At 67.2% G+C, this 24644-nt stretch carries 23 protein-coding genes; 9 read left to right on the top strand and 14 right to left on the bottom strand.

Annotation, left to right across the window (positions count from 1 at the left end; all coding sequences use genetic code 11):
* Positions 1–173 precede the first annotated feature (173 nt).
* Together FPV16_RS00115 and FPV16_RS00110 are read right to left on the bottom strand one after the other, a co-directional pair.
* Positions 174–2141 carry an ABCB family ABC transporter ATP-binding protein/permease gene (locus FPV16_RS00115; RefSeq protein ID WP_227435194.1) on the bottom strand — a complete coding sequence of 656 codons (1968 nt, stop codon included), beginning with the start codon at positions 2139–2141 and terminating at the stop codon, positions 174–176.
* Positions 2142–2263: 122 nt separating this feature from the next.
* The gene (locus tag FPV16_RS00110; protein ID WP_227435193.1) at positions 2264–3862 is read right to left on the bottom strand and encodes a LysM peptidoglycan-binding domain-containing protein; all 1599 of its coding nucleotides are present in this window, start codon (positions 3860–3862) and stop codon (positions 2264–2266) included.
* Between the two features lie 215 nt (positions 3863–4077).
* Here FPV16_RS00110 and FPV16_RS00105 point away from each other — a divergent pair, with 215 nt between their 5' ends.
* Complete coding sequence (locus tag FPV16_RS00105; RefSeq protein WP_227435192.1) at positions 4078–4674, top strand: TIGR00730 family Rossman fold protein; 597 nt, start codon at positions 4078–4080, stop codon at positions 4672–4674.
* 88 nt (positions 4675–4762) lie between these two features.
* Here the strand turns inward: FPV16_RS00105 and FPV16_RS00100 are convergent, their stop codons facing one another.
* From FPV16_RS00100 to dctP, 3 genes are read right to left on the bottom strand one after another with little or no spacing between them, the layout of a single operon-like run.
* Complete coding sequence (locus FPV16_RS00100) at positions 4763–6115, bottom strand: TRAP transporter large permease (RefSeq protein WP_227435190.1); 1353 nt, start codon at positions 6113–6115, stop codon at positions 4763–4765.
* A complete protein-coding gene (locus tag FPV16_RS00095; protein WP_227435189.1) occupies positions 6112–6756 on the bottom strand; it encodes a TRAP transporter small permease in 645 nt (214 codons plus the stop codon). The genes FPV16_RS00100 and FPV16_RS00095 overlap by 4 nt, the downstream gene beginning before the upstream one ends.
* On the bottom strand, positions 6753–7772 hold the full coding sequence (dctP, locus tag FPV16_RS00090) for a TRAP transporter substrate-binding protein DctP (protein WP_227435187.1): 1020 nt from the start codon (positions 7770–7772) through the stop codon (positions 6753–6755). The genes FPV16_RS00095 and dctP overlap by 4 nt, the downstream gene beginning before the upstream one ends.
* Before the next feature lie 164 nt (positions 7773–7936).
* Between dctP and FPV16_RS00085 the strand changes: the two genes are divergently transcribed.
* Both FPV16_RS00085 and FPV16_RS00080 read left to right on the top strand, forming a co-directional pair.
* Positions 7937–8593 (top strand): GntR family transcriptional regulator, encoded by a 657-nt coding sequence (locus FPV16_RS00085; protein ID WP_227435186.1) that lies wholly within the window; start codon positions 7937–7939, stop codon positions 8591–8593.
* Positions 8594–8720: 127 nt separating this feature from the next.
* Positions 8721–10397, top strand: coding sequence for a methyl-accepting chemotaxis protein (locus tag FPV16_RS00080; protein ID WP_227435184.1), 1677 nt, complete (start codon positions 8721–8723; stop codon positions 10395–10397).
* A gap of 72 nt (positions 10398–10469) precedes the next feature.
* Here the strand turns inward: FPV16_RS00080 and FPV16_RS00075 are convergent, their stop codons facing one another.
* Both FPV16_RS00075 and zwf read right to left on the bottom strand, forming a co-directional pair.
* Positions 10470–11144 (bottom strand): GntR family transcriptional regulator, encoded by a 675-nt coding sequence (locus tag FPV16_RS00075; protein ID WP_227435183.1) that lies wholly within the window; start codon positions 11142–11144, stop codon positions 10470–10472.
* Between the two features lie 143 nt (positions 11145–11287).
* Positions 11288–12766 (bottom strand): glucose-6-phosphate dehydrogenase, encoded by a 1479-nt coding sequence (gene zwf / locus FPV16_RS00070; RefSeq protein ID WP_056161427.1) that lies wholly within the window; start codon positions 12764–12766, stop codon positions 11288–11290.
* A 174-nt stretch (positions 12767–12940) separates the two neighbouring features.
* Here zwf and FPV16_RS00065 point away from each other — a divergent pair, with 174 nt between their 5' ends.
* Together FPV16_RS00065 and FPV16_RS00060 are read left to right on the top strand one after the other, a co-directional pair.
* Entirely contained in the window at positions 12941–13933 is a 993-nt protein-coding gene (locus FPV16_RS00065; protein WP_227435181.1) for an alpha/beta hydrolase, read from the top strand.
* Positions 13920–14837 (top strand): AraC family transcriptional regulator, encoded by a 918-nt coding sequence (locus tag FPV16_RS00060; protein WP_227435180.1) that lies wholly within the window; start codon positions 13920–13922, stop codon positions 14835–14837. The genes FPV16_RS00065 and FPV16_RS00060 overlap by 14 nt, the downstream gene beginning before the upstream one ends.
* On the opposite strand, the gene FPV16_RS00055 is transcribed toward FPV16_RS00060, so the two are convergent.
* Positions 14761–15594: an SDR family NAD(P)-dependent oxidoreductase gene (locus tag FPV16_RS00055; protein WP_227435178.1), complete on the bottom strand. Its 834-nt coding sequence runs from the start codon at positions 15592–15594 to the stop codon at positions 14761–14763. The two genes, FPV16_RS00060 and FPV16_RS00055, sit on opposite strands and share 77 nt — an antisense overlap.
* A gap of 144 nt (positions 15595–15738) precedes the next feature.
* On the opposite strand from FPV16_RS00055, the gene FPV16_RS00050 reads away from it, so the two are divergent.
* On the top strand, positions 15739–17256 hold the full coding sequence (locus tag FPV16_RS00050) for a L,D-transpeptidase family protein (protein ID WP_227435177.1): 1518 nt from the start codon (positions 15739–15741) through the stop codon (positions 17254–17256).
* A gap of 5 nt (positions 17257–17261) precedes the next feature.
* Here the strand turns inward: FPV16_RS00050 and FPV16_RS00045 are convergent, their stop codons facing one another.
* From FPV16_RS00045 to FPV16_RS00035, 3 genes are all read right to left on the bottom strand, one after another.
* Entirely contained in the window at positions 17262–17636 is a 375-nt protein-coding gene (locus FPV16_RS00045) for a VOC family protein (RefSeq protein WP_227435175.1), read from the bottom strand.
* 173 nt (positions 17637–17809) lie between these two features.
* Positions 17810–18172: a hypothetical protein gene (locus FPV16_RS00040; protein WP_018045358.1), complete on the bottom strand. Its 363-nt coding sequence runs from the start codon at positions 18170–18172 to the stop codon at positions 17810–17812.
* Between the two features lie 147 nt (positions 18173–18319).
* Positions 18320–19357, bottom strand: a complete 1038-nt coding sequence (locus FPV16_RS00035; RefSeq protein ID WP_227435174.1) for an alpha/beta hydrolase — start codon at positions 19355–19357, stop codon at positions 18320–18322.
* Between the two features lie 219 nt (positions 19358–19576).
* On the opposite strand from FPV16_RS00035, the gene meaB reads away from it, so the two are divergent.
* From meaB to FPV16_RS00020, 3 genes are all read left to right on the top strand, one after another.
* On the top strand, positions 19577–20581 hold the full coding sequence (meaB, locus tag FPV16_RS00030; protein ID WP_227435172.1) for a methylmalonyl Co-A mutase-associated GTPase MeaB: 1005 nt from the start codon (positions 19577–19579) through the stop codon (positions 20579–20581).
* Positions 20578–21210, top strand: a complete 633-nt coding sequence (locus FPV16_RS00025; RefSeq protein WP_227435170.1) for a peptidase C15 — start codon at positions 20578–20580, stop codon at positions 21208–21210. Before meaB ends, FPV16_RS00025 begins: the two co-directional genes overlap by 4 nt.
* A 128-nt stretch (positions 21211–21338) precedes the next feature.
* Positions 21339–21683, top strand: a complete 345-nt coding sequence (locus FPV16_RS00020; protein ID WP_227435169.1) for a CsbD family protein — start codon at positions 21339–21341, stop codon at positions 21681–21683.
* A gap of 69 nt (positions 21684–21752) precedes the next feature.
* Here the strand turns inward: FPV16_RS00020 and FPV16_RS00015 are convergent, their stop codons facing one another.
* From FPV16_RS00015 to FPV16_RS00005, 3 genes are read right to left on the bottom strand one after another with little or no spacing between them, the layout of a single operon-like run.
* Complete coding sequence (locus FPV16_RS00015) at positions 21753–22538, bottom strand: 3-hydroxybutyrate dehydrogenase (RefSeq protein WP_227435167.1); 786 nt, start codon at positions 22536–22538, stop codon at positions 21753–21755.
* Between the two features lie 26 nt (positions 22539–22564).
* The gene (locus tag FPV16_RS00010; protein ID WP_227435166.1) at positions 22565–23308 is read right to left on the bottom strand and encodes an acetoacetate decarboxylase; all 744 of its coding nucleotides are present in this window, start codon (positions 23306–23308) and stop codon (positions 22565–22567) included.
* Between the two features lie 35 nt (positions 23309–23343).
* The gene (locus FPV16_RS00005) at positions 23344–24462 is read right to left on the bottom strand and encodes a patatin-like phospholipase family protein (protein WP_227435164.1); all 1119 of its coding nucleotides are present in this window, start codon (positions 24460–24462) and stop codon (positions 23344–23346) included.
* Positions 24463–24644 lie beyond the last annotated feature (182 nt).

Genomic DNA, 24644 nt, shown 5'->3' with positions numbered 1-24644 from the left:
ATCGCAGTGATCATGCCGGTCAAGCTCAATCGGGACAGGTAGTTAATGAGGGCAGCAAGTCGGCATGAAATATCGGTAAATGGACTTGCTTACCGCCGTCAATCTGGAGCAGTCACGGCACCGAGGCTATGGCACCTGATGATTGCGCACAGCCATGCCCCTCTGCCGATGCCCTATTCCGCGGGCATCGGCTCAGGAACGACGGGCCTTTTCGGCTGAGGAATGGCCTGCACGGCGGAGGGTGACACCTCCTCGTCGGCCCGCCGCTCCTCCGCCCGCTTGAGGATCTCGCGGGCCTCGTCGGCCTCGCGCTGGCGGCTCCAGAGCGAGGCGTAGACACCGCCGAGATCGAGCAACGTCTGATGGTCGCCGCGCTCGACGATCACGCCACGGTCGAGCACGATGATCTCGTCGGCATTGACGACTGTCGACAGGCGGTGGGCGATGACGAGGGTGGTGCGGCCACGGCTGACCTTGTCGAGCGCGTCCTGGATCTCGCGTTCGGTAAAGGAATCGAGCGCCGAGGTCGCCTCGTCGAGGACCAGGATTGGTGGTCCCTTTAGAATCGTGCGCGCAATGGCGACGCGCTGCTTCTCGCCGCCCGACAGCTTCAGCCCGCGCTCGCCCACCGGGGTATCATAGCCCTCCGGCAGGGAGGAGACGAAGCGGTCGATCTGGGCAAGGCGGGCGGCCTCACGGACTTCCCCGTCGCCCGCGTCCCACTGACCGTAGCGGATGTTGTAGCCGATCGTGTCGTTGAACAGCACGGTGTCCTGCGGGACCATGCCGATGGCGGCCCGAAGACTTCCCTGTTCGACACCTGCAATGTCCTGGCCGTCGATGAGAATGCGCCCCGATTGCGGCTCGTAGAACCGGAACAGCAGCCGCGACAGTGTCGACTTGCCGGCCCCCGACGGACCGACGATGGCGATGGTACGCCCGGCCGGCACTTCGAAGCTGACGCCGCGCAGGATCGGCCGCGCAGGATCGTAGGCGAAGCGCACGTCCTCGAACCGGACCACGCCGGCCGAAACGGCGAGGGGTTTCGCGCCCGGCCTATCGGCGATCTCCGGGTTGCGATGCAGGATCTGGAACATGTCGTCGATGTCGATCAACGCCTGTTTGATCTCGCGGTAGATCATGCCCATGAAGTTGAGCGGCATCGAGAGCTGCACCAGCATCGTATTGACGAGGACGAACCCGCCGAGCGTCGTGCGGCCGGCCATGATGTCCCGTGCCGCGAGCCACATCACCACGGTCATGCCGATGGTGAAGATCAGGGCCTGGCCGGCATTGAGCACCGCGAGCGAGACGTAGGTCTGGGTCGAGGCCTTCTCGTATTTCGCCATGGAGCCGTCGTAACGCTCGGCCTCGCGCGCTTCCGCGCCGAAATACTTCACCGTCTCGAAGTTCAGCAGCGAATCCACCGCCTTGGTGTTGGCGTCGGTATCCGAGTTGTTCATCCGCCGACGGATTTCGATCCGCCATTGCGTCGCCTTCCAGGTGAAGGCGAGATAGGCCACCACCATGACGAAGACAACGAACGAGTAGAGCCAGTCGAATTCGTAGGCGAGGACGCCGATGACGAGGAGGAACTCGACGATGGTGGGGACCAGCGTCAGCACCATCAGGCGCGAGAGTTCCTCGATGCCGCCGCGCCCGCGCTCCAGCACGCGGGTGAGGCCGCCGGTCTTGCGCTCGAGGTGGAAGCGCAGGGAGAGCCGGTGCATGTGCTCGAAGGTCTGGAGCGCGAGGCGGCGCACCGCATGCATCGCCACCTTGGCGAAGAGCCCATCGCGCACCTGGGTGAGTACGGCCATGATCACCCGAGACAGGCCGTAGAGCCCGATCATCAGCATCGGTGCCGCGAACAGGCCCGTGGGGAGCGTGGCACCGAGGCCGTCCTTGTCCCCCACCGCCGCCACCAGGGCGTCCGTCGCCCATTTGAAGGTGAAGGGCGTCAGCATCGTCACGAATTTCGCGACGAGGAGGAGGCCGAAGGCGAGGAAGACGCGCCGCTGGAGGTCCGGCCGGGTATGGGGCCAGAGGTAGGGCCACAGGCGCCGATAGGTGGCGAACAGGCCGGGGCGTTCGGGCGGCATCGTGCCGCCGCCCGCCACGGAGGTGGGATCGGTGCTCATTCAGGCAAACTCGGGCAGGTGAACCGGGAGCGGTCGAATTCAGCTCCGGATATAGTCCCTCGAACCGTTCCAGACAGTCGCCCGGCGGCGCAGGGCCGGGATGCAGGATGCGCGGTCGCGGCTTAGCTGCGTCGCTTGTCCTGCGGCAGCGTGGACGCGCTCTCGGACGGGACGACGAATATCTGGCCGGGATAGATCAGGTCCGGGTTGCGGATCTGCGGCTGGTTGGCGTCGAAGATCACCGTGTAGCGGGTACCCTTGCCGTAAACACGACGGCTGATCTGCCACAGGCTGTCGCCGCGGGTGATCCGGGCGGTGTTGATCTCCGGCACGAACACGCCTTGCGGTGCGGCCGAGGGCTGGATCGCCAAGGCCGAGACCGCTTTTGCGCCGGCTTCGTCGGTCGTGGGGCTCGGCTGCGACCGGCCCATCGTCATGGCAGAGGCCGGTGTGCTCGGCGAGGCATCCTGGGGCGCCCCCTGGGCCGGGCGACCGAGGGGAGAGGCAAGGACCGGCGAGGATTTGGCATGCGGCCTCGCCGCCAGCGCCGCACTCGGCGACGGCTTGGCTGCGAGAGTCGACGGCGCCGCATCCTGTCCCAAGCCGACCACGGGCTTTGCCGCAGGCGGCATCGAGAAGGCGACTTCGGAGCGGTTCTTCACCTTGCCCGAGACCGGATCCACCTGATCGATGCGGATCCGGTAATCGCCGGGGGCGACCCCGCGCCCGATCGTGAACGAGACCCGCCCGTCGGCGCCGACGCTGCCGGGCGCGATCTGGGCGTCGTTGATGTAGAGGCGGACGGTGGCACCGGCCGGCGCCTGCCCGGTGATGAAGAGACGCCCGCCCTCCTCCGCATCGACGCTGACGACCTTCACCGGCACGGCATCCGGCTTCTGCGAGCCGGACGAGTCGGGACTGGCCGCCTCGGGCCTGACGGCAACCGCGCCATTCGCCTTCGCGGGATCGGCGGAGGCGCGGGCCGCACCGCCGGACTTGTCCGGACCGGCGCCCTTCGGACCAGCGCCGACCGCTTTGGCCGAAGCCGCATCCGTCGGACGATCCGGCTGCGACAGGACGACGGTGGGTTTGTCGGGGGACGTCAGGGCGATGAGCGGCTTGGTGGTGCGGTCGGCGGAGACCACCACCATGACGGTCTCTCGCGCCTGCCGGCCCTGGCCGTCGGCCCCGATGGAACTCAGGGTGATCTCGCTGCTACCGGCGGGGAGCGCAGGCGGGACGATGGCAAACTGTCCTGACGGGTCGATGAGCGCACGGGCAATCGGATGGTTGTCGCGCAGCATCTCCACGGTGGTGTTGGGCGTTCCGCGGCCGGCGATCACGGTCTCGCCCGTGGGCTCGACGCGGATGATGTCGAAGGTCGGAGCCTGCGCCTGATCCTGCACGGCGGGCGGGTTGCCCGTCTGCCCGGTGGCGCCCCTTGCCCCCGACGAGGACTTTCCCGGCGTCGTCGAAGCCCCCTCCTCGCGGCGGGCCGGAGGAGTCACCGGCGAGCCGGCGGCGGCGGGCGATTCCGCGGCCCGCGATTCGGGTGTGCTGGTCTCCTTCGGCTGAGGCAGCGCCGCCGCGGCTACGGGCGGCTTGTCGCCCTGCGCGCGCTTGGACAACTCGCTCGTGCCGAAGAAAACGACGACCAGAGCGAATCCGGCCAGCAGGCCACCGCCCGCGAGAATCAGGCCTCGCCGCCACTGCGCCGTCATGGCACCCCCGCTCCTCAAATCCTTCGACTTTGCGGCAGATAACATCGTCGGGTTTCGACTCTGGCTGTCGACAAAACGTCGATTGATGGCGACATACTAGCCGACATGATCTCAACACCAAATCGCGCCTCCCCCCGAAAGGCGGGATCATTCACGAAATCAGCAGTTTGGCCCCGGGATGGCGCCTCCCTGCCCCTCATCTGGGGAGGCTCGGCATGGCCCCGGTGAAAAACGTCTGCGTCTATTGCGGCTCGGGCTTCGGCGGTGATCCAGCCTTCGCCGAGGCCGCGGCGGCGCTTGGCCGCGCCCTGGCGGAAGCCGGGCTCGGCCTCGTCTATGGCGGCGGCAATGTCGGGCTGATGGGCACGGTGGCACAGGCGGTGCTCGATGCCGGCGGCCATGTCACCGGCATCATCCCCGACTTCCTGAAATCGCGCGAGCGGATGCTGGATGCCATTCAGGAGACCATCGTCGTCGGCGACATGCATACCCGCAAGCGGCTGATGTTCGAGCGCTCCGATGCCTTCGTCGCCCTGCCCGGCGGCATCGGCACCCTGGAAGAACTGGTGGAGCAGCTCACCTGGGCGCAGCTCGGCCAGCACAAGAAGCCAATCCTGCTGCTCTCGATCGCCGAGTTCTGGACGCCACTGCTGACCCTCCTCGACCACATGCGTGACCAGGGCTTCATCCGCGAGGGGCTGGAGTTGAACTACCTCGTGGCCAAGGACGCCACCGAAGTCATCGGCCTGCTGCAGAGCCAATCATCGGAGACCTCGCCGGAGGCAGAGGCTTTCGTGACTGAGCGGCTCTGACCGCACGTCGGTTTCGCCGCATCACCCCTTAGCGTACGGCACGGCCCCCTTCCCCTGGATGGGCAGGGGACCGTGTGGATGTCTCCCGTCACCGCGTCGAGGGCAGCAGCCAGTTTGGCAGCCACATGGCGATGCCGGGAACGAGGCAGAGGATCAGGATCGCCACGGCCATCAGGATCACGAAGGGCAAGGTACCCCAGATGATGTCTTTCAACGGGATGTCGGGGGCGATGTTCTTGATGACGAAGATGTTGAGGCCCACCGGCGGGTGGATCAGCCCCATCTCCATCGTGATGGTCATCACCACGCCGAACCAGACGAGGTCGAACCCGGCGGCCTTCAACGGCGGCAGGATGATCGGGGCCGTCATCAGGATGATCGAGACCGGCGGCAGGAAGAAGCCGAGCAGGATCACGAGGCCGAGGATCGTCACCAGCAGCACCCATTTCGACAGCTGCATCGCCACGATGGCGGCCGCCGCCGATTGCGAGATGTGCAGGTAGCTCATCACGTAGGCGTAGAGGAGCGACATGCCGATGATGAGCATCAGCATGGTGGATTCCCGCAGGGTCGCCGCGAGGATCGGGTTCACGTCCCTGGGGCGCCAGACGCCGTAGATGATGGCAATGAGGCCGAGCGCCAGGAGGCCGCCGAGGCCCGCCGTTTCCGAGGGCGTGGCGTAGCCGCCGTAGAGCGCCACCATCACGCCGGTGAGCAGGATCACGAAGGGCAGCACGCGCGGCAGCGTCGAGAAGCGCTGGCGCATGCTGTAGGTGTCCTCGGCCAGGATGGCCGACGGGGTACCGTGGCGCTCGTAAGCGTCCTTCGCGGCGGCGTATTCCGCACGGAAGCGGTAGACCGACCAGGCGGCGAACAGACCGACCAGCAGCAGGCCCGGCCCGATGCCGGCGAGGAACAGGCGTCCCAGCGACTGTTCGGCCGCGACCGCGTAAAGGATCATGGTGATCGAGGGCGGCAGCAGGATGCCCAGCGTGCCCCCCGCGGCGATGATACCGGCGGCAAAGCCCGGCGAGTAGCCGCGCTTCCTCATCTCCGGGATACCTGCCGAGCCGATGGCCGAGCAGGTGGCGGGCGAGGACCCCGCCATGGCGGCGAACAGAGCGCAGGCGAAGACGTTGGCGATGCCGAGGCCGCCCGGAATCTTGTGCATCCAGGCATGCATGGCCGAGTAGAGGTCCTGGCCTGCCTTCGACCGGCCGATGGCTGCCCCCTTCAGGATGAAGAGCGGGATCGACAGCAGGGTGATCGAGGCCATCTCCTCGTAGACGTTCTGCGCCACCGTATCGAGGGATGCGCCGGGCATGAAGAAGAACATGAAGGCCAGGGCGACGAAGCCCAGGGCGAAGGCGATGGGGATGCCGGCGAGCATCGCGCTGAGCGTCGCGCCCGCATAGAGGAAGCCGATGGCCGCGACGCTCATGGGTGATTACCCGTCTTCAGAGGAGTCTTGTTGAGATCGGCGCCGAGGCCGACCTTCGGGTTGGCCCAGCCGGCCGCGCGCGGGCCGTAGGTCAGCGCCTCGACGATCTGCAGAAAGAATTGCAGGCCGAGGAAGCTCATCCCGATCGCCATGAGCGCATAGGGAATCCACAGGGGCGGCCCCCAGGAGGATTGCGAGACCTGGCCGTCGACCCAGGCCTCGTGCAGCAGGGTCCAGCTCTTCCAAGCGAAGAAGGTGACGAACACGATGCTGACGATGTCGGCCATCAGCAGGCGGGCCCGGTTCACGCGGGGCGAGAGCAGGCCGCTCAGGGCCTCGATCGCCACGTGGCCGCGCCGGGCCTGCACGGCGGCGGCGGAGAAGAAGGTGGCCCCCACGATGAGGAACACCGCCATCTCGTCCTGCCAGTCGGTGGGCTCGTGCAGGGCGTAGCGCACGATCACGCTGTAGCTGAGCACGAGGCAGGCGCAGACCAGGGCGATGCCGCCGAGCAGCATAATCACCCGGTTGATGGCTTTCATGCCCCGGTCGAGATGCCCGAGGATCCCGGGGATCCGGGGCTCGGGCGCCATCGTGGCGGTCTCTGAAGCGGCCGAGGCCGCGTCGAAGGCGTGGCTCACGACACCTGCTCCGCCAGCTTGAGGAGTTCGGCGCAGCTCGCCGACTTGCCCGCGAAGTCCTTCCAGGCGGTCTCGCGGGCGATGTCGCGCCACTGGCCCAGCGTCTTCTCGTCGAGGTTCTGGACCTTGGCTCCGGCCTTGGTGAAGATCTCCTCGACCTTGGTGTCGTCCGCCTTGGCGCCGGCCTGGCCGAAGGGCTCGAGTTCGGCGCCGATCGCCATGATGAGATCCTGCTGGTCCTTGGGCAGGCGCTCGAACGCGATCTTCGACATCATGATCGGCTCCAGCATGAACCAGTAGGAGCGCTCGCGGCCCGACGTCAGGGACTTCGACAATTCCTCCAGGCGGAACGAGATCAGGCTGGTGGACGAGGTGATCACCGCATCGCAGGCGCCGGTCTGCATGGCGGCGTAGGATTCGCTGGAGGGGATCGACAGGGTGGCCGCGCCGGCCTGCTTCATCATCAGGTCCATCTCGCGAGATCCGCCGCGGACCTTGAGGCCCTTGGCGTCCGCGGGCGCGTAGAGAGGACGCTCGCGGCTGGCGACGCCGCCCGATTGCCAGACCCAGGAAACGAGGAGGATGCCCTTCGAATCGAGAATCTCGGTGATCTTCTGGCCGACCGGCGCCTTCTTCCAGGCGACGGCCTGTTCGTAGGAGCTCACAAGCGCCGGCATCAGGCCGATGTTCATCTCAGCCACCTCGCCCCCGGCATAGGGCGACGGGTAGAGGCTCATGTCGAGGGCGCCCTTGCGCATGGCGCCGAACTGGGCGTTCGTCTTCATCAGGGACGAGCCCGGATAGACCTGCACCTCCAGCGCGCCCTTCGAGCGCTCGGCCAGGAGAGCAGCGAACTTCCGGCACATGCGATCGCGGAAGTCGCCCTCGTCGATGGTGCCGCCGGGGAACTGGTGCGAGATCTTCAGAATCGTCGCCGCCCTCGCCCTTCCGCTCAGGGACAGGATCGCAGGGGCGGCGAGGCTGGATGCGACGAAGGTGCGGCGTGTCAATGTCATGGCGTTTCTCCCGTGGCGACCTTTGCGGTCTTACCGTTTTGCACCGCACCATTTATACTGCAGTGCCAATTCTTTATACCAACGGACTATGTCTTGTATATTTTGTCAACGACATTGAATAATGGGCCGCAACGAATTTCGAGACGTACAGGGACGGGAACGCCATGACCCGATCGCTCAGCCTCCGGCAGACGATCGAGACGGAGATCGTGGATGGCCGGCTGGCTATCGGCTCCCGCCTCGACGAGACCGAGCTCGCCGAGCGCTTCGGCGTCTCCCGCACGCCGATCCGCGAGGCTTTGCTACAGCTGGCCATGACCGGCCTCGTGGAGATTAAGCCGCGCCGGGGCGCCATCGTTAGCGCCCCCGATCCGGAACTGCTCATCGCGATGTTCGAGACGATGGCCGAGATCGAGGCTTCGTGCGGCCGGCTCGCCGCCCGCCGGCTGATCCCGGCCGACGAGACGGCCCTGAAACAGGCCCTCGCCGCCTGTGCGGCGGCGGCGGCCGACGAGGATCCCGAGACCTACTACCAAGAGAACTACACCTTCCACACGGTGATCTACCGCGCCTGCCGCAACGACTTCCTGTGCGAGCAGGCGCGGCTTCTCCACCGGCGCCTGACCCCGTTCCGGCGGATGCAGTTGAGGGCACGTCACCGGCTCGGGCAATCCCTGGCCGAACACGAAGCCATCGTCGCCGCCATCGTCGCCGGCGACGAAACCGCGGCGTCGGACAGACTGCGCGCCCACGTCATCGTCCAGGGGGACCGATTCTCCGATCTCGTCGCCAGCCTGCGCTCGATGAGCGACGCGGCGTGAAACCAGCCGAATGACAAGAGTGCAATATTGCCAGCAGGCTTTTAGGGCGAGGCCAAACAATCGTTAGGGATTGGCCCTCATGGTTACGGCGATCTTGCACACATTCGCTCGTTTTCCGGACCGTTTCATGCGCCTCTCCATCAAGACGACGCTTATCGGCCTCTTCACCGCGCTCGCCATCATTACGACGGTCCAGGGCGTGACTGCCTTGCGGAAGCTCGACGCCATCGGTGGCCGGATCGAGTTGCTGGCCTTGAATGCGCTTCCCTCGGTCGATGCAGCCCATGCCCTGAATGCGCTGGTGATGCGCACCCGCCTCTGGCAGTTCCGCTACCTGATGGCGGAGGACGAGGCCGAGCGTGCCCTAAGCATCAAGAATGCCGGCGAGATGATCCAGACCATCGAGAAGAGCAGGAGCGCCTATCGTCCCCTCGTCAGTTCGCCGGAAGAGCAGGCGCTGTTCGATGAGTTCAGTGCGAAGTGGCAGGTCATGCTGAACGGCTGGAATGGCCTCAGCAAGATCGATCCCAGTCAGCGCGCAACGATCACCGAATACTTCCGTGGCCCGATGAACGCTGAGTACCTCGCCGCAACCGCCGCCGGGCGCAAGCTCGTCGAATTCAACAGCCGGGCCGGATCGGCGGCCAGCGTGGCGGCGCATGAGGAACAGGCGCAAGCGGTCTTCACGACGCAGGTCATGCTGGTCGCGGCTGTCGTCATGGCGCTGGCCGCCATGGCCTTCGCGTTCTTCGGGGTGTCGCGTCCCATCGAGCAGGTGACAGCCGCCATGCGCCGGCTGGCCTCCGGCGATACCGAGGTCACCATCCCCGGCACCGGACGGAAGGACGAGATCGGCGCCATGGCCGCGACCCTGGACACCTTCCGGGACAATCTGGTCCGTACCCGTACCCTGGAGACCGAGGCCGCCGAGGCCCGTGCCGGGGCGGAAGCCCAGCGCAAGATCGCCGCCCTGGCCCTGGCCGACGGTTTCGAGAACGCGGTCGGCGATATCCTGACCCGGGTCTCGGCAGCGGCGACGCAATTGCGTTCGACCTCCCAAGGCATGTCCGGCACCGCGACGGAGACCGCGCAGCAATCCGTCGCCGTGGCGGCGGCGGCCGAGCAGGCGGGCAGCAACGTGACCATGGTGGCGGCAGCGGCCGAGGAGCTCGGTTCGTCCGTCATGGAGATCGGCCGTCAGGTCGATGGCTCCACCAGCCTGGCGCACCAGGCGGTGGAGGATGCGACGCGGACGGGCGCGCAGATGAAGGATTTGAGCGATGCCGCGGCGAAGATCGGCGACGTCGTCGCGATGATCGCCACCATCGCGGGCCAGACCAACCTCCTCGCCCTCAACGCCACCATCGAAGCGGCCCGCGCCGGCGAGGCGGGCCGAGGTTTTGCCGTCGTTGCCGCCGAGGTGAAGGAACTCGCCAATCAGACCGCGCGGGCTACCGACGAGATCGGCAGCCAGATCAGCCGGATCCAGGGCTCCACTGGCCAGGCCGTCACGGCGATCGAAACCATTACCGCCCGCATTCGCGAGATCAGCTCCGTCGCCACGTCGATCGCGGCAGCGGTGGAGGAGCAGGGTGCAGCGACACAGGAGATCGTGCGCAACATCAATCAGGCCGCCGAGGGCACCGGTGAGGTGACGACCAACATAGCGGGGGTGGCGGGTGCTGCCGAGGAGACGGGTGCCGCTGCCTCGCAGGTGCTGGCCTCAGCATCCGAACTCTCCCGGGAATCGGAGCATCTCAACGCAGAGGTGGGCCGATTCCTGGCGACGATCCGCGCGGCCTGAAACGGACCCGCCCGCCGACGTCCCACATCGAATTGTGCTCCTAAGTCCGGGTGCCGTCGTCGGATCGGCCGTTCAGGTCCCCGCGCCGAAATTCTCGGCGATGACCGGAGTTTTGGAGCGGATATGATCGCGCATGAGCGCGGCCAGCGCCTCGCCGTTCCGGGCACGGAGGAGCTCGATCATCCGCTCATGCTCCGAGACGGCGCGGCCCCATTGCTCTGCGGTCTGGTGAACGGCGTAGCGCGAACGCTGGATGCGGCCGGACAGACTCGCATAGATGGTGCCCAGCACCGAGTTGCGGCTCGCGGCCATGATCGCTTCGTGGATCGTGCGGTTGAGCCGGAAATACGTGGCCTCCTCGCCCTCCTTCCACGCCTTCACCATGGCGTGGTGATCCCGCTCGATCTCGGCGACCTCCTCGTCGCCGATGGTGCGGCAGGCGAGATCGGCGGCGGTCGCCTCGAGACCGGCGATGACCTCGATCATCTCCTCGATCTCGACCTGGGACAGGCTGGCCACCCGCGCCCCGCGATTGGGCAGCAGCTCGAGCAGCCCCTCCGTGGCGAGGATCTTGATCGCCTCCCGCAGGGGCGTGCGCGAGATGCCGAACCGCTCGGTGAGCTCGCTTTCGTTCACCCGCGCCCGCGGCTCGAGTTCCCCCGACTGGATGAGATCCCGCATCCGATCCACGACTTCGTCGTGGAGGTAGCGGCGATTGATCCCGACCGCCGAGTCCAGCTTTTCCATGGGGGCGTAGGTCTTGTCGTTGGAGGGTGGATACTCTCCCGAGGTTTAGGCGTCGGGCATCGGCCTGTCGAGGGAGTGCCTGATTAGTTGTTTTTATTGGCGTCGCACAAATAACTTAGCGCCTGCGATGACGCCCCCGCCAATCAATGCATTTCCTCGTGCCAGGTCCGTCCGTCCCGCTCGATCAGGGCGATGGCGGCGGTGGGGCCCCAGCTTCCGGCTGGATAGGCGCGCGGCGGTTCGGGCCGGTCCGCCCAGGCCTTCAGCAACGAATCAGCCCAGGCCCAGGCCACCTCGACCTCGTCGCGGCGCATGAACAGGGTCGCGTTGCCGCGCACCACATCCATCAGCAGGCGCTCGTAGGCATCGGGATAGCGCTGCTTGAACGTCTCCTCGAAGGAGATGTCGAGGTTGGTCGGCCGCAGGCGCATGCCGCCCGGTCCGGGATCCTTGGTCATCACTTCGAGCTTGATCCCCTCCTCCGGCTGGAGCCGGATGACGAGGCGGTTGGGCTCGCGCCCGAAGGATTCGGCCGGGAAGATCGAGAAGGGAGAGGCGCGGAACTGCACCACGATCTCGGAGAGCTTCTGGGGCAGGCGCTTGCCGGTGCGGATGTAGAACGGCACCCCGGCCCAGCGCCAGGACTGAACTTCGAGCTTGAGGGCGACGAAGGTCTCCGTGCGGCTCTCCGTCTCGCCGCCGAGATCGGCGCGGTAGCCCTGAACCGGTTTGCCATCCACGGCGCCGGCCGCGTACTGGCCGCGCACGGTGACAGCCTGGACGTCGTGGGGCGTGATCGGCTTCAGCGCACGCAGCACCTTCAGCTTCTCGTCCCGCACCGAATTGGCGTCGAGGGTGAGCGGGCTCTCCATCGCCATCAGGCAGAGGAGCTGGAGCAGGTGGTTCTGCACCATGTCGCGGAGCGCCCCCGACGTGTCGTAGTAACCGGCCCGGCCCTCGACACCCACCGTCTCGCCCACCGTGATCTGGACATGATCGATCACGTCTGCCGTCCACAGGCGCTCGAAGATGGTGTTGGCAAAGCGCAGGGCGAGCAGGTTCTGCACCGTCTCCTTGCCGAGGTAATGGTCGATGCGGAAGATCTGCTCCTCGGGGAAGACCTCGCCGACCGCGTCGTTGATGGCGCGGGCCGATTTCAGATCCTTGCCGATGGGTTTCTCCAGCACCACCCGCGACTTTTCGCCGATGAGCCCGTGGGCCGAGAGGTTGCGGCAGATTGAGCCGTAGAGATCCGGCGAGGTGGCGAGATAATAGGGCCGGACCTGATCCGGCCGCTCGGCGAGCTTGGCGGCGAGATCCTCCCAGCCGTCGTCGCCGGCCCCGTCCACCGCCACGTAATCGAGATGGTCGAGGAAGGCGGCGAGCTTGTCCTCGTCGAGGTCGCGGGCCGGAACGAAGCGCTTGAGCGCGTCCCGCGCCCGCTCGCGGAACGCCTCGACGCTCATCTCGGAGCGGGACGCGCCGATGATGCGGCTGGTGCCGGGGATCTGCCCATCCTTGTACCGGTAGTACAGGGCCGGCAGCAGCTTGCGCGTCGTCAGATCGCCGGTGGCGCCGAACACGACGCAATCGAAGGAGGCGACGGGGATGATGGTGGCCAAGGCTGGCTCCCAGGTTCGTGTGCGCCGGTCGAGAGGTGCGTCCGGTATCGTGCGGCTGGGGCCGCACGATACCGGGGCGAAGGCCTCCGGCTTACCCCTCTCGCAAGAGCTTCGCCAGTATGGAGACCCGCGGAGCACGCAGCGGAGCGATCGAGGAAGCACCGCGAGGCGATCATGACCGATCTGGCGCAATCTATGGCCGATTGCGCGACGCAGGCGCCTTACCGCGATGGCATGAGCGATTCACGCGATAGGGGGAACGTGATGCGGGAGAACATCGAGTTTCAATCCGAGGGCCGCACGTTGCGCGGTTGGGCCTATCGGCCCGACGGCAAGGCGGACGGGTCGCCTTGCATCATCATGGCGCACGGGCTGTCGGCCGCGAAAGAGCAGTATCTCGATCGCTATGCCGATGTCTTCGTCGAGGCTGGCCTGAGCGTGATCCTGTACGATCATGCCAATTTTGGAGCCAGCGATGGATTGCCCCGTCAGGAGGCAGACCCTGTGCTGCAACGGCGCGGCTACCGTGACGCGATCAGCTTTGCGCAGATGCTGCCTTGGGTCGATCCGGCACGCATCGGATTGTGGGGAACCAGCTACAGCGGCGGTCATGTCCTTGAGGTCGCCGCGCTCGACAGACGGGTCCGATGCGTCGTGAGCCAAGTGCCCACGATCAGCGGCCATTTATCGGCTCAGCGCCGGACCCGGGCCGATCTCGTACCGGCGTTGCTCTCGCGCTTGGACGCCGACCGGATCGCTCGTTTTCGGGGCGAAGCGCCCGCGACTCTCGCCGCCGTGGCGGACGACCCCCATGAGCCGTGTGCGATGGGCGGGATCGACGCATATGCTTTTTTCACCGGCAGTCGGCATTTCGCGCCGACATGGCGCAATGAACTGACCCTGCGCAGCGCAGAAATGGCGCGGGAGAACGAACCAGGCCAATACATCGCTCGCATCGGCCCGACTCCTCTTATGATGATCGTGGCCGACCAGGACCTGTTGACCCCGACCGATCTCTGCCTCGAAGCCTATCAACGGGCCTTGCCGATCAAGACACTGGTCATGATCAAGGGAGGGCATTTCGATCCCTATGTCAGCCGTTTCGAGGAAACCAGCAGCGCCGCGCGCGACTGGTTCCGACGCCATCTTGTCGATGACCCATCCTGATCGCCCGGTCAGCATCCATGCCGTCGCGCGCGACTATCCGAATGGAGCCCTGGTCGGCGACCATTGCCATATCGATGGCCAGTTGATCCACGCTACGGCAGGGGTCATGGAAATCCGCGCCGCCCGTCGGATGTGGCTGATCCCGCCGCAGCGCGCGCTGTGGATACCGCCTCGCATGCCGCACGGGTTGCGCGCGCGAGGCGCGGTTTCGCTGCGGACGCTCTACATTGCGCAGGACGACGCATGCGACGTGAGCGACGCGCCTCGCGGCTTCGTCGTTCCGCCGCTGCTAAGGCAGTTGATTCTGCAGGCTCTTGAACCTTGCATAAGAAGTGATTTGCAGCGGCGGCGCCATCTTAACGCGGTGCTGATGGACGAACTCCGTGCGCTCGCGCCCGATGCCCTATCGCTGGCCATGCCATCGGATCCGCGTCTCGCACGTGCCTGCGCCGACATCCTTGCGAAGCCGGACGGGGAGCACCGGATCGGACGATTGGCCCACGAAAGCGGGGCTTCGGTGCGCACGCTGACCCGCCTTGCTCAGGACGAGCTTGGCTGCCCGCTGTCCACATGGCGGCAGCAGGCACGGATACTGTCCTCCATCCCGATGCTGATCGCCGGCAAGCAGGTGACCTTTGTGGCCCATTCCATGGGCTACGAGACCCCGGGTGCATACTCGGCGATGTTCAAGCGGATCATGGGGGTCCAGCCACACCTCTATCGACAAAGTCCCGACCCGAACGATCTGCCCCGGGCCGAGGACGACGCCGAGGCGGCTCCGCAACATCCCTCGGTTCTGCCGTCAAACATTAAGTGTGATCGCCCCGTCACTGGGAGGTGCTTTGCCGAAAAGCCTCGGCAAAGTCCGGGTGCCAGCGTGAGAGCGCGGGCCGGTTCTCGATGACGTCGCCCGCTGCCCAGGCGATGCGGCGCTCGTCCTGCTCGCGGGTGGTCTCGTTGTCGGGGCAGAGGATGTAGAAATCGCCCCGCGCCATCGCCTCGATCATGAACTCCACCGTCTCCTCCGGCGTCCAGGCGCCGTCCGGCTTCTCGGCCACGCCGCGCGCCCGGGTGAGCCCGGTATAGACGAAACCGGGGATGAGGAGATGGGCGCTGATCGTGGCGCCGTCGCGCCCGCGCAGGTCGTGGGCCAGCGCCTCGGCGATCACTTTTACCCCCGCCTTCGAGACGTTGTAGGGCGTGTTGCCCGGCGGCGTGGTGATCCCCTGTTTCGAGCCGGTGACAATGATTGCTGCGGGCTCGCCGGCCTCGATCATCGCCGGAACGAAGGCCTGGATGCCGTTGACGACGCCCCAGAGGTTGGTGTCGAGGATGCGCCGCCAGGTCGCGTCGTCCGAGAACAAGCGACCTCCGGCCTCGATCCCGGCATTGAGCATGACGAGCGCGGGCGCATCGCCCGCCGCTTCGCGCAGGGCCTCCATGTCCTCGCGGCGGCCGACATCGGTGGGACGGGCCAGCACCTCGGCGCCCGTCGCCCCGATCTCCGCGCGCGCCGTCTCGAGCGCCTCGCCGGGTAGATCGGCGAGGACAATTCTCATGCCGGCGGCAGCGAACCGCTTGGCGGCGGCGAGGCCGATGCCGCTTGCGGCTCCCGTCACGATGGCCGTGCCGCCTTTCCGGATCGCGGGATGATGGATCATGGCAGGGCCTCCTCGGCGGTTCGGGTTGGCCGGGAGGTAGGGCGGGGTGTCCCGTTTTGTCAGGGTCGCCCGGCACGGAGGGGGAGGAACTTGGTAACCATCCCGCCCGCATGATCCGACCCTGTCTGCTCACGAGGGCTGCCTGTGTCGTCGCGTTGCGTCGTGTTCCCGTCGATCCTGACTGCCGGCCTGTCGCCGCTGGCGCTGATGCTGTGCCTGACCGGCGCTGGGGCCGAACCGGCTCCTTCTCTCCCGGAGGCCGTGCCGGCTGCCGCCAAGCCTGCTCCCAAGGCCGAAGCCGGCCCGAAGCCCGACGCCGCCCCCAAGGCCGAACCGGCGGCGCCAGGGAATGCGGCCCCACAGGCGCAAGGCGCAGAGCCGGCACCGGCGGCGCCGAAGAAATCCCGCGAACTGCCTCCCCTCGTGGTGGCGCGAGTCTCGGACGACCCCGTCCCGACGCTTGCCCCCTCGACCTTCCTCGACACGTTCCGCATGGCCGAGCGCTACCAGGCCATCGTCGATGCCGGCGGCTGGGGCACCCTGCCCGCCGACCTGACGATCAAGCCGGGCGCCCGCGACCCGAACATTCCGGCGCTTCGCCAGCACCTCGTCCTCACCGGCGACCTGCCGGCCGGCGTGCCGAGCTCCGACGTGCTCGACCCCATTCTCGTCTCGGCGGTGAAAGCGTTCCAGGCGCGCCACGGCTTGCCCGAGACCGGCCTGATCGGCCGCCAGACGGTGACCGCCCTCAACGTGCCGGCCGCCACGCGCCAGCGCCAGCTTTCGGCCTCCGCCGCGCGGCAGATCGGCTCGAACTTTCCCTACGGCGACCGCTACGTGGTGGTGAACATTCCCTCCGCCGCTGTCGAGGCGGTGGAGCGGGGCGTCGTGGTGCGCCGCTACGTGGCCGTGGTCGGCAAACCCGACAAGGCGACGCCGCGGATCGAGGCGCGCATCACCGACGTGAATCTCAACCCGACCTGGACCCTGCCGGTCTCCATCATCAAGAAGGAGATCATCCCCAAGATGCGCAAAGACCCGGGCTATCTCGCCCGCGAGCGCATCCGCATCCTCGGCCCCGGCGGCACGGAGGTCGATCCGACCACGATCGACTGGGCCGGCGAGAAAGCCGCGAACTACACGCTGCGCCAGGATTCCGGCCTCGACAATTCGCTGGGGCAGGTCCGCATCGACATGCCGAACAAGCAGGCCGTGTACATGCACGACACGCCGTCGAAATCGCTGTTCGCGCGGGAGGTGCGGTTCCACTCGCATGGCTGCGTACGGGTGGCACAGGTTAAGGAACTAGCGGGCTGGCTGCTGGAGGGCACGCCCGGCCCCAACGGCCCCGCCTCGACCTGGGGACCGATGGAGATCGAGGCCAATATCGCCACCAACGAGCGGCTCGACATCAAGCTGCCGAAACAGATCCCGGTGACCTTCGTCTATCTCACCGGATACGCCACCCCGGATGGTCGCGCGCATTTCCGTGACGACATCTACGGCATCGATTCGCCGGCGGTACCGATGCGGGACGCGGTCATGACGGGCTCCATCACACCGAAGAAGGCGGCACCGGCCGCTTCGGGGAAGGCTCCGGGCAACGCTCCGGTGCCGCCCGGCCTGATCCCGCAGAAGGCGGCGCGACCGGCCGTGAACTGAGCGGTTCAGCCGCGCTGCAGCAACTCGATGCGGACTCCGTCCGGTCCGTCGAGGAAAGCGGTGCGAAGCCCCGGACGGACGTCGGTGATGTCGATCACGAAGGTGACACCACGCCGTTTCAAATCGGCGACCGTGCTCTCGATGTCGTCGACGGCCAGCCCGATATGCTCGATGCCCCGGTTCGGCGGCTTGGCGGCGGGGGCGGCCTCGGGCGCGTGCTCGATGAACAGGGTGAGCCCGGACAGGTCGAGGACGACGCGCGTCACGGACGGCACGCCCTCGCGGGCGATCTCACGGGCACCGAAGGTCTCTACATAAAATCCAGCAGCCGTTACGGCATCCTGGCTGCGAAGGTGGAGGTGTTCGAAACGGAAAGTCATGCGGTCCTCGCTCTGTGCCGGGACCCTTCGCCGGCACCGGGCCGATGCCCCGAGGGGAACAGGGACCGCTCGCAGGAGCAGCCGTCAACGGATGGCAGGAAGAATCGCGATACAAGGCCCCGCCCGTGTCCGGGCGAGGCGGTCGGCGGGAGATGATCCTGCGGGATCAGGCCTTACGAATCGAGGCCGGCATCCTCGTCGATATCCACGAGGAACACGATGTCGGCGTCGTCCTCGCCGTCTTCATCCTCGTCCTCGTCGGGCTCTTCGGCGCTCTTGGCATGGCGCATATCGGGCTCGAACGGGGCGTCCTCCTCCGAATCGTCCTCGGCCAGGGCATCCTCGAAGATCTCGATCTCGTCCTCGGTGGCGGGGCGGATCTTGAGCTCGGAGGTGCCGTTCCACAGCACCTTGCCGTCACTCTTCATCGCCTGGATGTCTTCCTTGAAGCCGTCGCAGGTGAACAGGTCGCGAGCGGTTTCCTCGGTCCCGTTGATGACCGCGATGGCCACGCCATCGATATCGAGTGTGAACATCGCACAATCCTCATTCTGGGCGCGCCGGGAGGCGGCCGCGTCGGCGTGGGAATCGTCAGCCCGACAGCCGCCCGTGTAGGGGCGAACGGGGCCGAGGCCAAGAGCTCAAGCCACGTCCTCCAGCCCAGTCCTCTTGCGGTGCGGCGCTCAGACGCCGCCCGCCGCCCGGCCGATGGCGCGCTTGACCACACCCTGGACCTCCGGATTCGACAGGAACAGGTCATGGTTGATCAGGCCGCCGCCGTAATCCGACGCGTCGGCCACGCGGACCCCGAGGGCTTCGAGGCGCTCGCGGTCGGCCGCGCCCGCACGGACGATACCGCCGGCGATGGCGCCGGAGAGTTCCAGCGCGCGGTCGTTGGTGGAGGAGATCACAGTGATCTTCGAGACGTCCGGCCCCATCCGCTCCACAGCCCCGGTGAACAGGTCTATGTCGATGTCGGGCGCCGCGAGAACGATGGCGCCGATTCGCGCCATCGCCGCCTCGCCGGCCTCCGCGCGCAGCATACGGATCGTCTCCAGGGTCAGGAGCGTCCCCATGGAATGGGCGACGATGTTGATGCGCCCGCCGCTGGGCGAGCTCGCCAGCGCCTTGAGGAGATCCTCGAAGGCGTCGCGCGACCACAGGGCGCTCTCGCGGTCGTAGCCGTAATCGAAGGTGGCGGCGGCCGATGGCCAGGTGAACAGGCCGGATGCGCCCCGGAAATGGATGCCGTCGGAGAGACGGGCCGCGCTGACCGCCGCCGAGGCGAAACTCTCACGGTAGCCGTGGACATAGATCAGCACGTCGCGCCCGAAGGCCGCCTGGGTGAAGGCCGCCGCCGCGCCGGGTCCGGTCTCGACCTGCGGCACCGCCGTCACCGCCCAGTCTCCGCTGACCACGGAGGAGACCTTGCCGATGAGCGAGCGGTCGGGGGCCGAAAGACGCACTTCGGCAAAGCTCAGGCCGCGGCCGCGCTCGGAGCTGAAATACGGGCTCTTGGGCGGGTTGCCCACGGGCTTGCGCGTGGTCGCCACCAGCAGGATTGGGCTTACGTCGAGGTTCGATTGCCGCTCCGGGCCGGTGCCCCCGGTGACGAGCCCGTCGGTGACGCAGCCGGCGAGGCCCGGCGTAAGGCCCGCGACTCCAATAAGGGCGGCGCCGCGGATCAGCGAGCGGCGGGTCTGCGATGGCGCTCCCGGCATGCGGTTTCGGATCATGGCGTGTCGACGGCCCCGTGATGGCCCGGCGCTCGGTCCCGGCTCTCTCGTCCTACCCTGTCGGCGACGATCGTGACCATGGCAGGGCGCGGGCGTGGCGGGAGACGGTGTGAATTGCGGGCAGAGGCCGATCCGTGTCCCGGCGGGTACAGGTACCCCGATGCAACGACACGCGCCCCCTCGACGAAACCGGGCCGGCCCGGCATGAAGGGGCTCATGGCTCTTCCTCCTTCCCTCGACCTCGATTCCCTGCGCGAGCGGCTGCTCGCGGGCGACCGTGCGGCTCTGGCGCGGGCGATCACCCTCGCGGAATCGAAACGGGCCGATCACCGGGCAGCGGCGCGCGACCTCATCGACGCGGTGCTGCCGCGGACCGGCACTGCGATCCGCGTCGGCATCACCGGCGTGCCGGGGGTGGGCAAATCCACCACCATCGACAATCTCGGCGCCAACCTCACCGCCGCCGGGCACAAGGTGGCGGTGCTGGCGGTGGACCCTTCCTCCAGCCGCACCGGCGGGTCGATCCTCGGCGACAAGACCCGGATGGCGCAGCTGGCGCTCGACCCCAACGCCTTCATCCGCCCCTCCCCCTCCTCGGGAACGCTGGGGGGCGTGGCCGCCAAGACCCGCGAGACCATGCTGCTCTGCGAGGCGGCGGGGTTCGACGTCATCCTGGTGGAGACGGTGGGCGTCGGCCAGTCGGAGACGGCGGTGGCCGACCTCACCGATTTCTTCCTGGTCCTGATGCTGCCCGGCGCCGGCGACGAGTTGCAGGGCATCAAGAAGGGCATTCTCGAACTCGCCGACATGATCGCGGTCAACAAGGCCGACGACGGCGAGGGTGAGCGCCGGGCCAACGCCGCCGCCGGTGAATACCGGGCCGCGCTCCACATCCTCAGCGCTCCGAGTTCGAGCTGGACGCCCCCCGTGGTCACGATCTCCGGGCTCAATAACAAGCGCCTCGACGCGCTATGGGAGAAGGTGGTCGACCACCGCAACAAGCTCACCGCCACCGGCGAGATCGCCAAGAAGCGCCGGGCGCAGGACGTGAAGTGGATGTGGGCCCTCGTCCACGAGCGCCTGCACCAGCGCCTCGTCGGCTCGCCCGAGGTGCGCAAGCAGACGGCGGAGGCGGAAGCCGGCGTAGCGCGGGGCGAATCCTCCCCGGCCGCCGGCGCGGAGGCCATCGCGACGCTGATCGGGCTGTGACGCGGGGACATCTCCTCGTCATCGGCTTCGGCCCTTTTCCCGGCATGCCACGCAACCCGAGCGAGACACTCGCCCGGCAGGTCGGGCATCTCGGCCGGCATGGCATCGCGGGGGTCCCGGTGCGCACGCTGATCCTGCGCACCGCCTATGCGGCGATCCCCGAGATGCTGGAGCCGGCCCTTGCCCAGAGGCCGGCGGCCCTGCTGATGATCGGCGTCGCGGGCCGCGCCAAGCGCGTCCGCGTCGAGGCTCGCGCCGTCAACCGGGCGAGCCGGCTGTTTCCCGACGCGTCGGGGCGGATGCCCGCGACCCTCCGCCTCGACCGGGACGGACCGGCGCAGCGCAAGGCGCCGATCGCGGGGCGCGCCCTCGTCGCCCTGCGGCATCACGGGGTCGCTGCGATTCCGTCCATCAATGCCGGGCGCTATCTCTGCAATGCCAGCTACTTTCGCGCCCTGGCGGAGACCTGCCCGGTCCTGTTCCTGCACATTCCCCCGGTAAAGCCCGGCTGGCGGCGCCGAACCGGGCCGGCCATCGGGCGGCGCGATCCCTCCGCCACGCTGGCGCGGGCGGTGGCCGAAGTGGGACGCCTGATGCTCGTGGCCGCCCGGCACCGGAACCCTGCGTAAACCGCGCCTCCAACAAAAACGCACCGCCATGGTGCCCTTCGGCCACTTCGCACGTTCTGTGACCATCGGATGCGGGCGCCGCCTTGGAAGCGCCGATCACGCGTTGTCGATTCTCAGGGAGCAGACCAATGGTTGATACGGATCGGGTCGTCGGAGCGGCCAAGGACCTTGGCGGCCGCGCACAGAGCGCCATCGGCGATGCCGTCGGATCGTCGCGCACATCGGCGGAAGGCCGCTACCGCGAGGCGGAAGGCCGTGCCCAGGAGGTCTACGGACAGGCCAAGGACACCCTGCGCGATGTCGCCGACAACGTCTCGGAATATGCCGGCGACGCCTATGATCGCGGCGGCTCCTATGTCCGCGACGGCGCCCGCGCCGTGGAGAGCCGCGTCGAGGAGAACCCGCTCATCGCCCTGGTGATCGCCGGGGCCGTCGGCTACGGCCTTGCCCTGCTGCTGCACGGCCGCCGCTAAGCTTTCATTGCCCGTCGCCTGTCGATCGCCCTGCCTCGCCCTCCAGCGAGGCAGGGCTTTCTCTGTCGGCTACTGTGCTGTCCAGCCGCCATCCATCGGGATATTGGCCCCGGTGATCTGGCTGGCGTGGTCGGAACACAGGAACACGGCCAAAGCCGCCACCTGCTCCACCGTCACGAATTCCTTGGTGGGCTGGGCTGCCAGCAACACGTCGTTCATGACCTGCTCCTTGGTCAGACCCCGTGCCTTCATCGTGTCGGGGATCTGCGCCTCGACCAGGGGCGTCCAGACGTAGCCCGGCGAAATGCAGTTCACGGTGATGCCGTGAGTGGCGAGTTCGAGGGCCGCCGTCTTCGTAAGCCCGGCGATGCCGTGCTTGGCGGAGACGTAGGCCGACTTGAACGGCGAGGCGACCAGCGAATGCGCCGAGGCGGTATTGATGATCCGGCCCCATTTGCGCGCCTTCATGCCGGGGATGGCATAGCGCATCGTGTAGAAGGCCGAGGACAGGTTGAGGGCGATGATCTGCTCCCACTTCTCCGGCGGGAAATCCTCGATCGGCGAGACGTACTGGACGCCGGCATTGTTCACGAGCACGTCGACGGTACCGAAGGTCTCTTCGCCCAGCCGGATCAACCCCTCGATCTCACCGGGCTTCGTCAGGTCGGCCGGGGAATAGACCGCCTTCACGCCGAAATCGGCCTCGATCCCGGCGCGCTCCTTTTCGATGTCCTCGGGCTTGCCGAAGCCGTTGATGACGACGTTGGCGCCCTCCCTGGCGAAGGCGCGGGCATAGGCGAGGCCGATGCCGCTGGTGGATCCCGTGACGATGGCGGTCTTGGATGTCAGGATCATGGAAGCCTCTCGGGTCAACTGAGCGATCAAGCGAGATAGTCGTGCAGCACCTGCCCATAGGGCAAGGTGAAGTCGACGAGCATGTGCCGACCGCCGACGATGCGCTTTACCGGCAGGTCGGCGACCCGGCAGTTCACGTGCGGGATGAGGTCGAGGCGGGCCTCGCCGTCCCAGGCGCCGTGGACGGTGATGTCCTCCAGGCGATAGCCCACGAGCTGGGCCACCTTCGGGGCGCCGGTGACGTCGGGGAGGAGCTTGAGGTTGACGTTGAGGCGGCCGAGGCCGGCCTTCACCGTGTCGAGCTCGTTCTCCAGGCTCTTGTGCTTGTAGGTCATGGTGCCCATCGCCACCCGCTCCTCGTCGTAATGGAGGGTGCCGGTGAGGGTGTCCTTCGTGACCTTGAGGCGCGGCACGCCCCATTTCTTCGGGAAGCCCCAGATCTCGCGGCCGGCGGTGATCGGCGGCTCGTCGTCGAGATACATCTGGATCGAGAAGTTGCAGGGCTCGCCGTTATAGGTGGCGATGGCGCCCGAGCCGCTCTCCTCGTAATCGCCGAAGCCGGAGGAATCCGGCATCTTCATCCACTCGTAATAGACGAGGTTCTCGGGGTGCGGCTCCAGGGGCTCCGGCAGCGCCCGGCGCAGGGCTTCCGCATCGGTCTCGTAGGTGATGATGAGGTATTCGCGCCTGAGGAAGCGATACGGCCCGCGCGGATAGCTCGGGCTGAAGGCGGGCATCGAGGGGACGTGCAGGATCTCGTCGCGGGTCATGGCGTGGGGCTCCGGGATGAAGCTGTCGGGAAGGCTCAGTCGCGGGCGTCCCGCGTCAGGTCGAACACGGCGACACCGGTTTCGTCGTGCACGCGGTTGCGCCAAGCGGGGGAGCGCAAGGAGCGACGCAGGTCGCTGGCACCCGCCGCCCAATGTTCGAGCATGGTGGCGCGGGAGAACTCGTAATCCTTCGAGTTCCCCTCATAGGCCTTCCGCCGGTAGATCAGCTGCATCACCGTGGTGAAGTTGGCGTGGGTGACCTGGCGCAGGTAGGTGACGTCCTCGTCGCTCATCAGTTCGGGGGGCAGCTTCTCGGCGAGGCGCCGGAACGCGGCCTTCGCCCTGCGGGCTTCCAGGTTCTTGTCGGTGTTGAGCCGGGTGCGGCTCGAGAAGCGGATGTCCTTCTCGCGCTCGGCCGATTCGATGAGGGTGCGCGGCATCGGCCCGCGCGCCGCGAACAGATCGACCTGATAGACGACGAGGTCGCGGCTGCGCTCCTCGTCGAGGATGTATTGCAGCGGCGTGTTCGAGACGATGCCGCCGTCCCAGTACTGCTCGCCGTCGATGGTCACCGGCGGAAAGCCCGGCGGCAGCGCGCCCGAGGCCATGATGTGCTCGGGCGCGATGCGGTCGCAGCGGTTGTCGAAATAGACGAAATTGCCGGTGCGCACGTTGACCGCACCGATGCTCAGCCGGGTCCGGCCTTCGTTGATGAGGTCGAAATCCACGAGCCGCTCCAGCGTCGCCTTCAGCGGGGCGGTGTCGTAATAGCTCAGCGCTTCCGGCGCACCGGGTGGGTAGAGGGTGGCCGGAGGAAAGCGCGGCTTGAAGAAACCGGGCACGCCCACAGTGGCGATCCAGTTGGCGCTGGCCTCGTTGAAGGCCGCCCGCGCCTGCTCACCGGGGAACCAGGGCGAGCCCATCACCCCGGAGGAGACCTGCTCCCAGAACGCCTTCAGCCGCTCCACGCGGCGCTCGGGCGGGTTGCCGGCGATCAGGGCCGCGTTGATGGCGCCGATGGAGATGCCCGCCACCCAATCCGGCGCGATGGCCTCCGCCGCCAGAGTCTCGTAGATGCCGGCCTGATAGGAGCCGAGGGCCCCGCCGCCCTGGAGCACGAGGATATGGGACTCGCCGCTGGAAAACTCTGTCACGGGCGCGGACCTCTTACGGACGTCCCTCGACGCCGTTCACCGGTGAAGCGAAGTGGACGTCGAACGATGACGGCACCATGACCCAAGGCCGAACCGATGACCATCGTCCCGCAATGCGAAGGCAGCTCGGGAGGGCGGGATGGTTGACAGGCGGTGTTCCTTCGCCAACACCGCCTGTCAAC

Source organism: Methylobacterium sp. W2 (assembly GCF_020662345.1).
Lineage (GTDB): Bacteria > Pseudomonadota > Alphaproteobacteria > Rhizobiales > Beijerinckiaceae > Methylobacterium.
The sequence above is the reverse complement of the archived record's forward strand: the minus strand, read 5'-3'. Positions and strand labels throughout refer to the sequence as shown.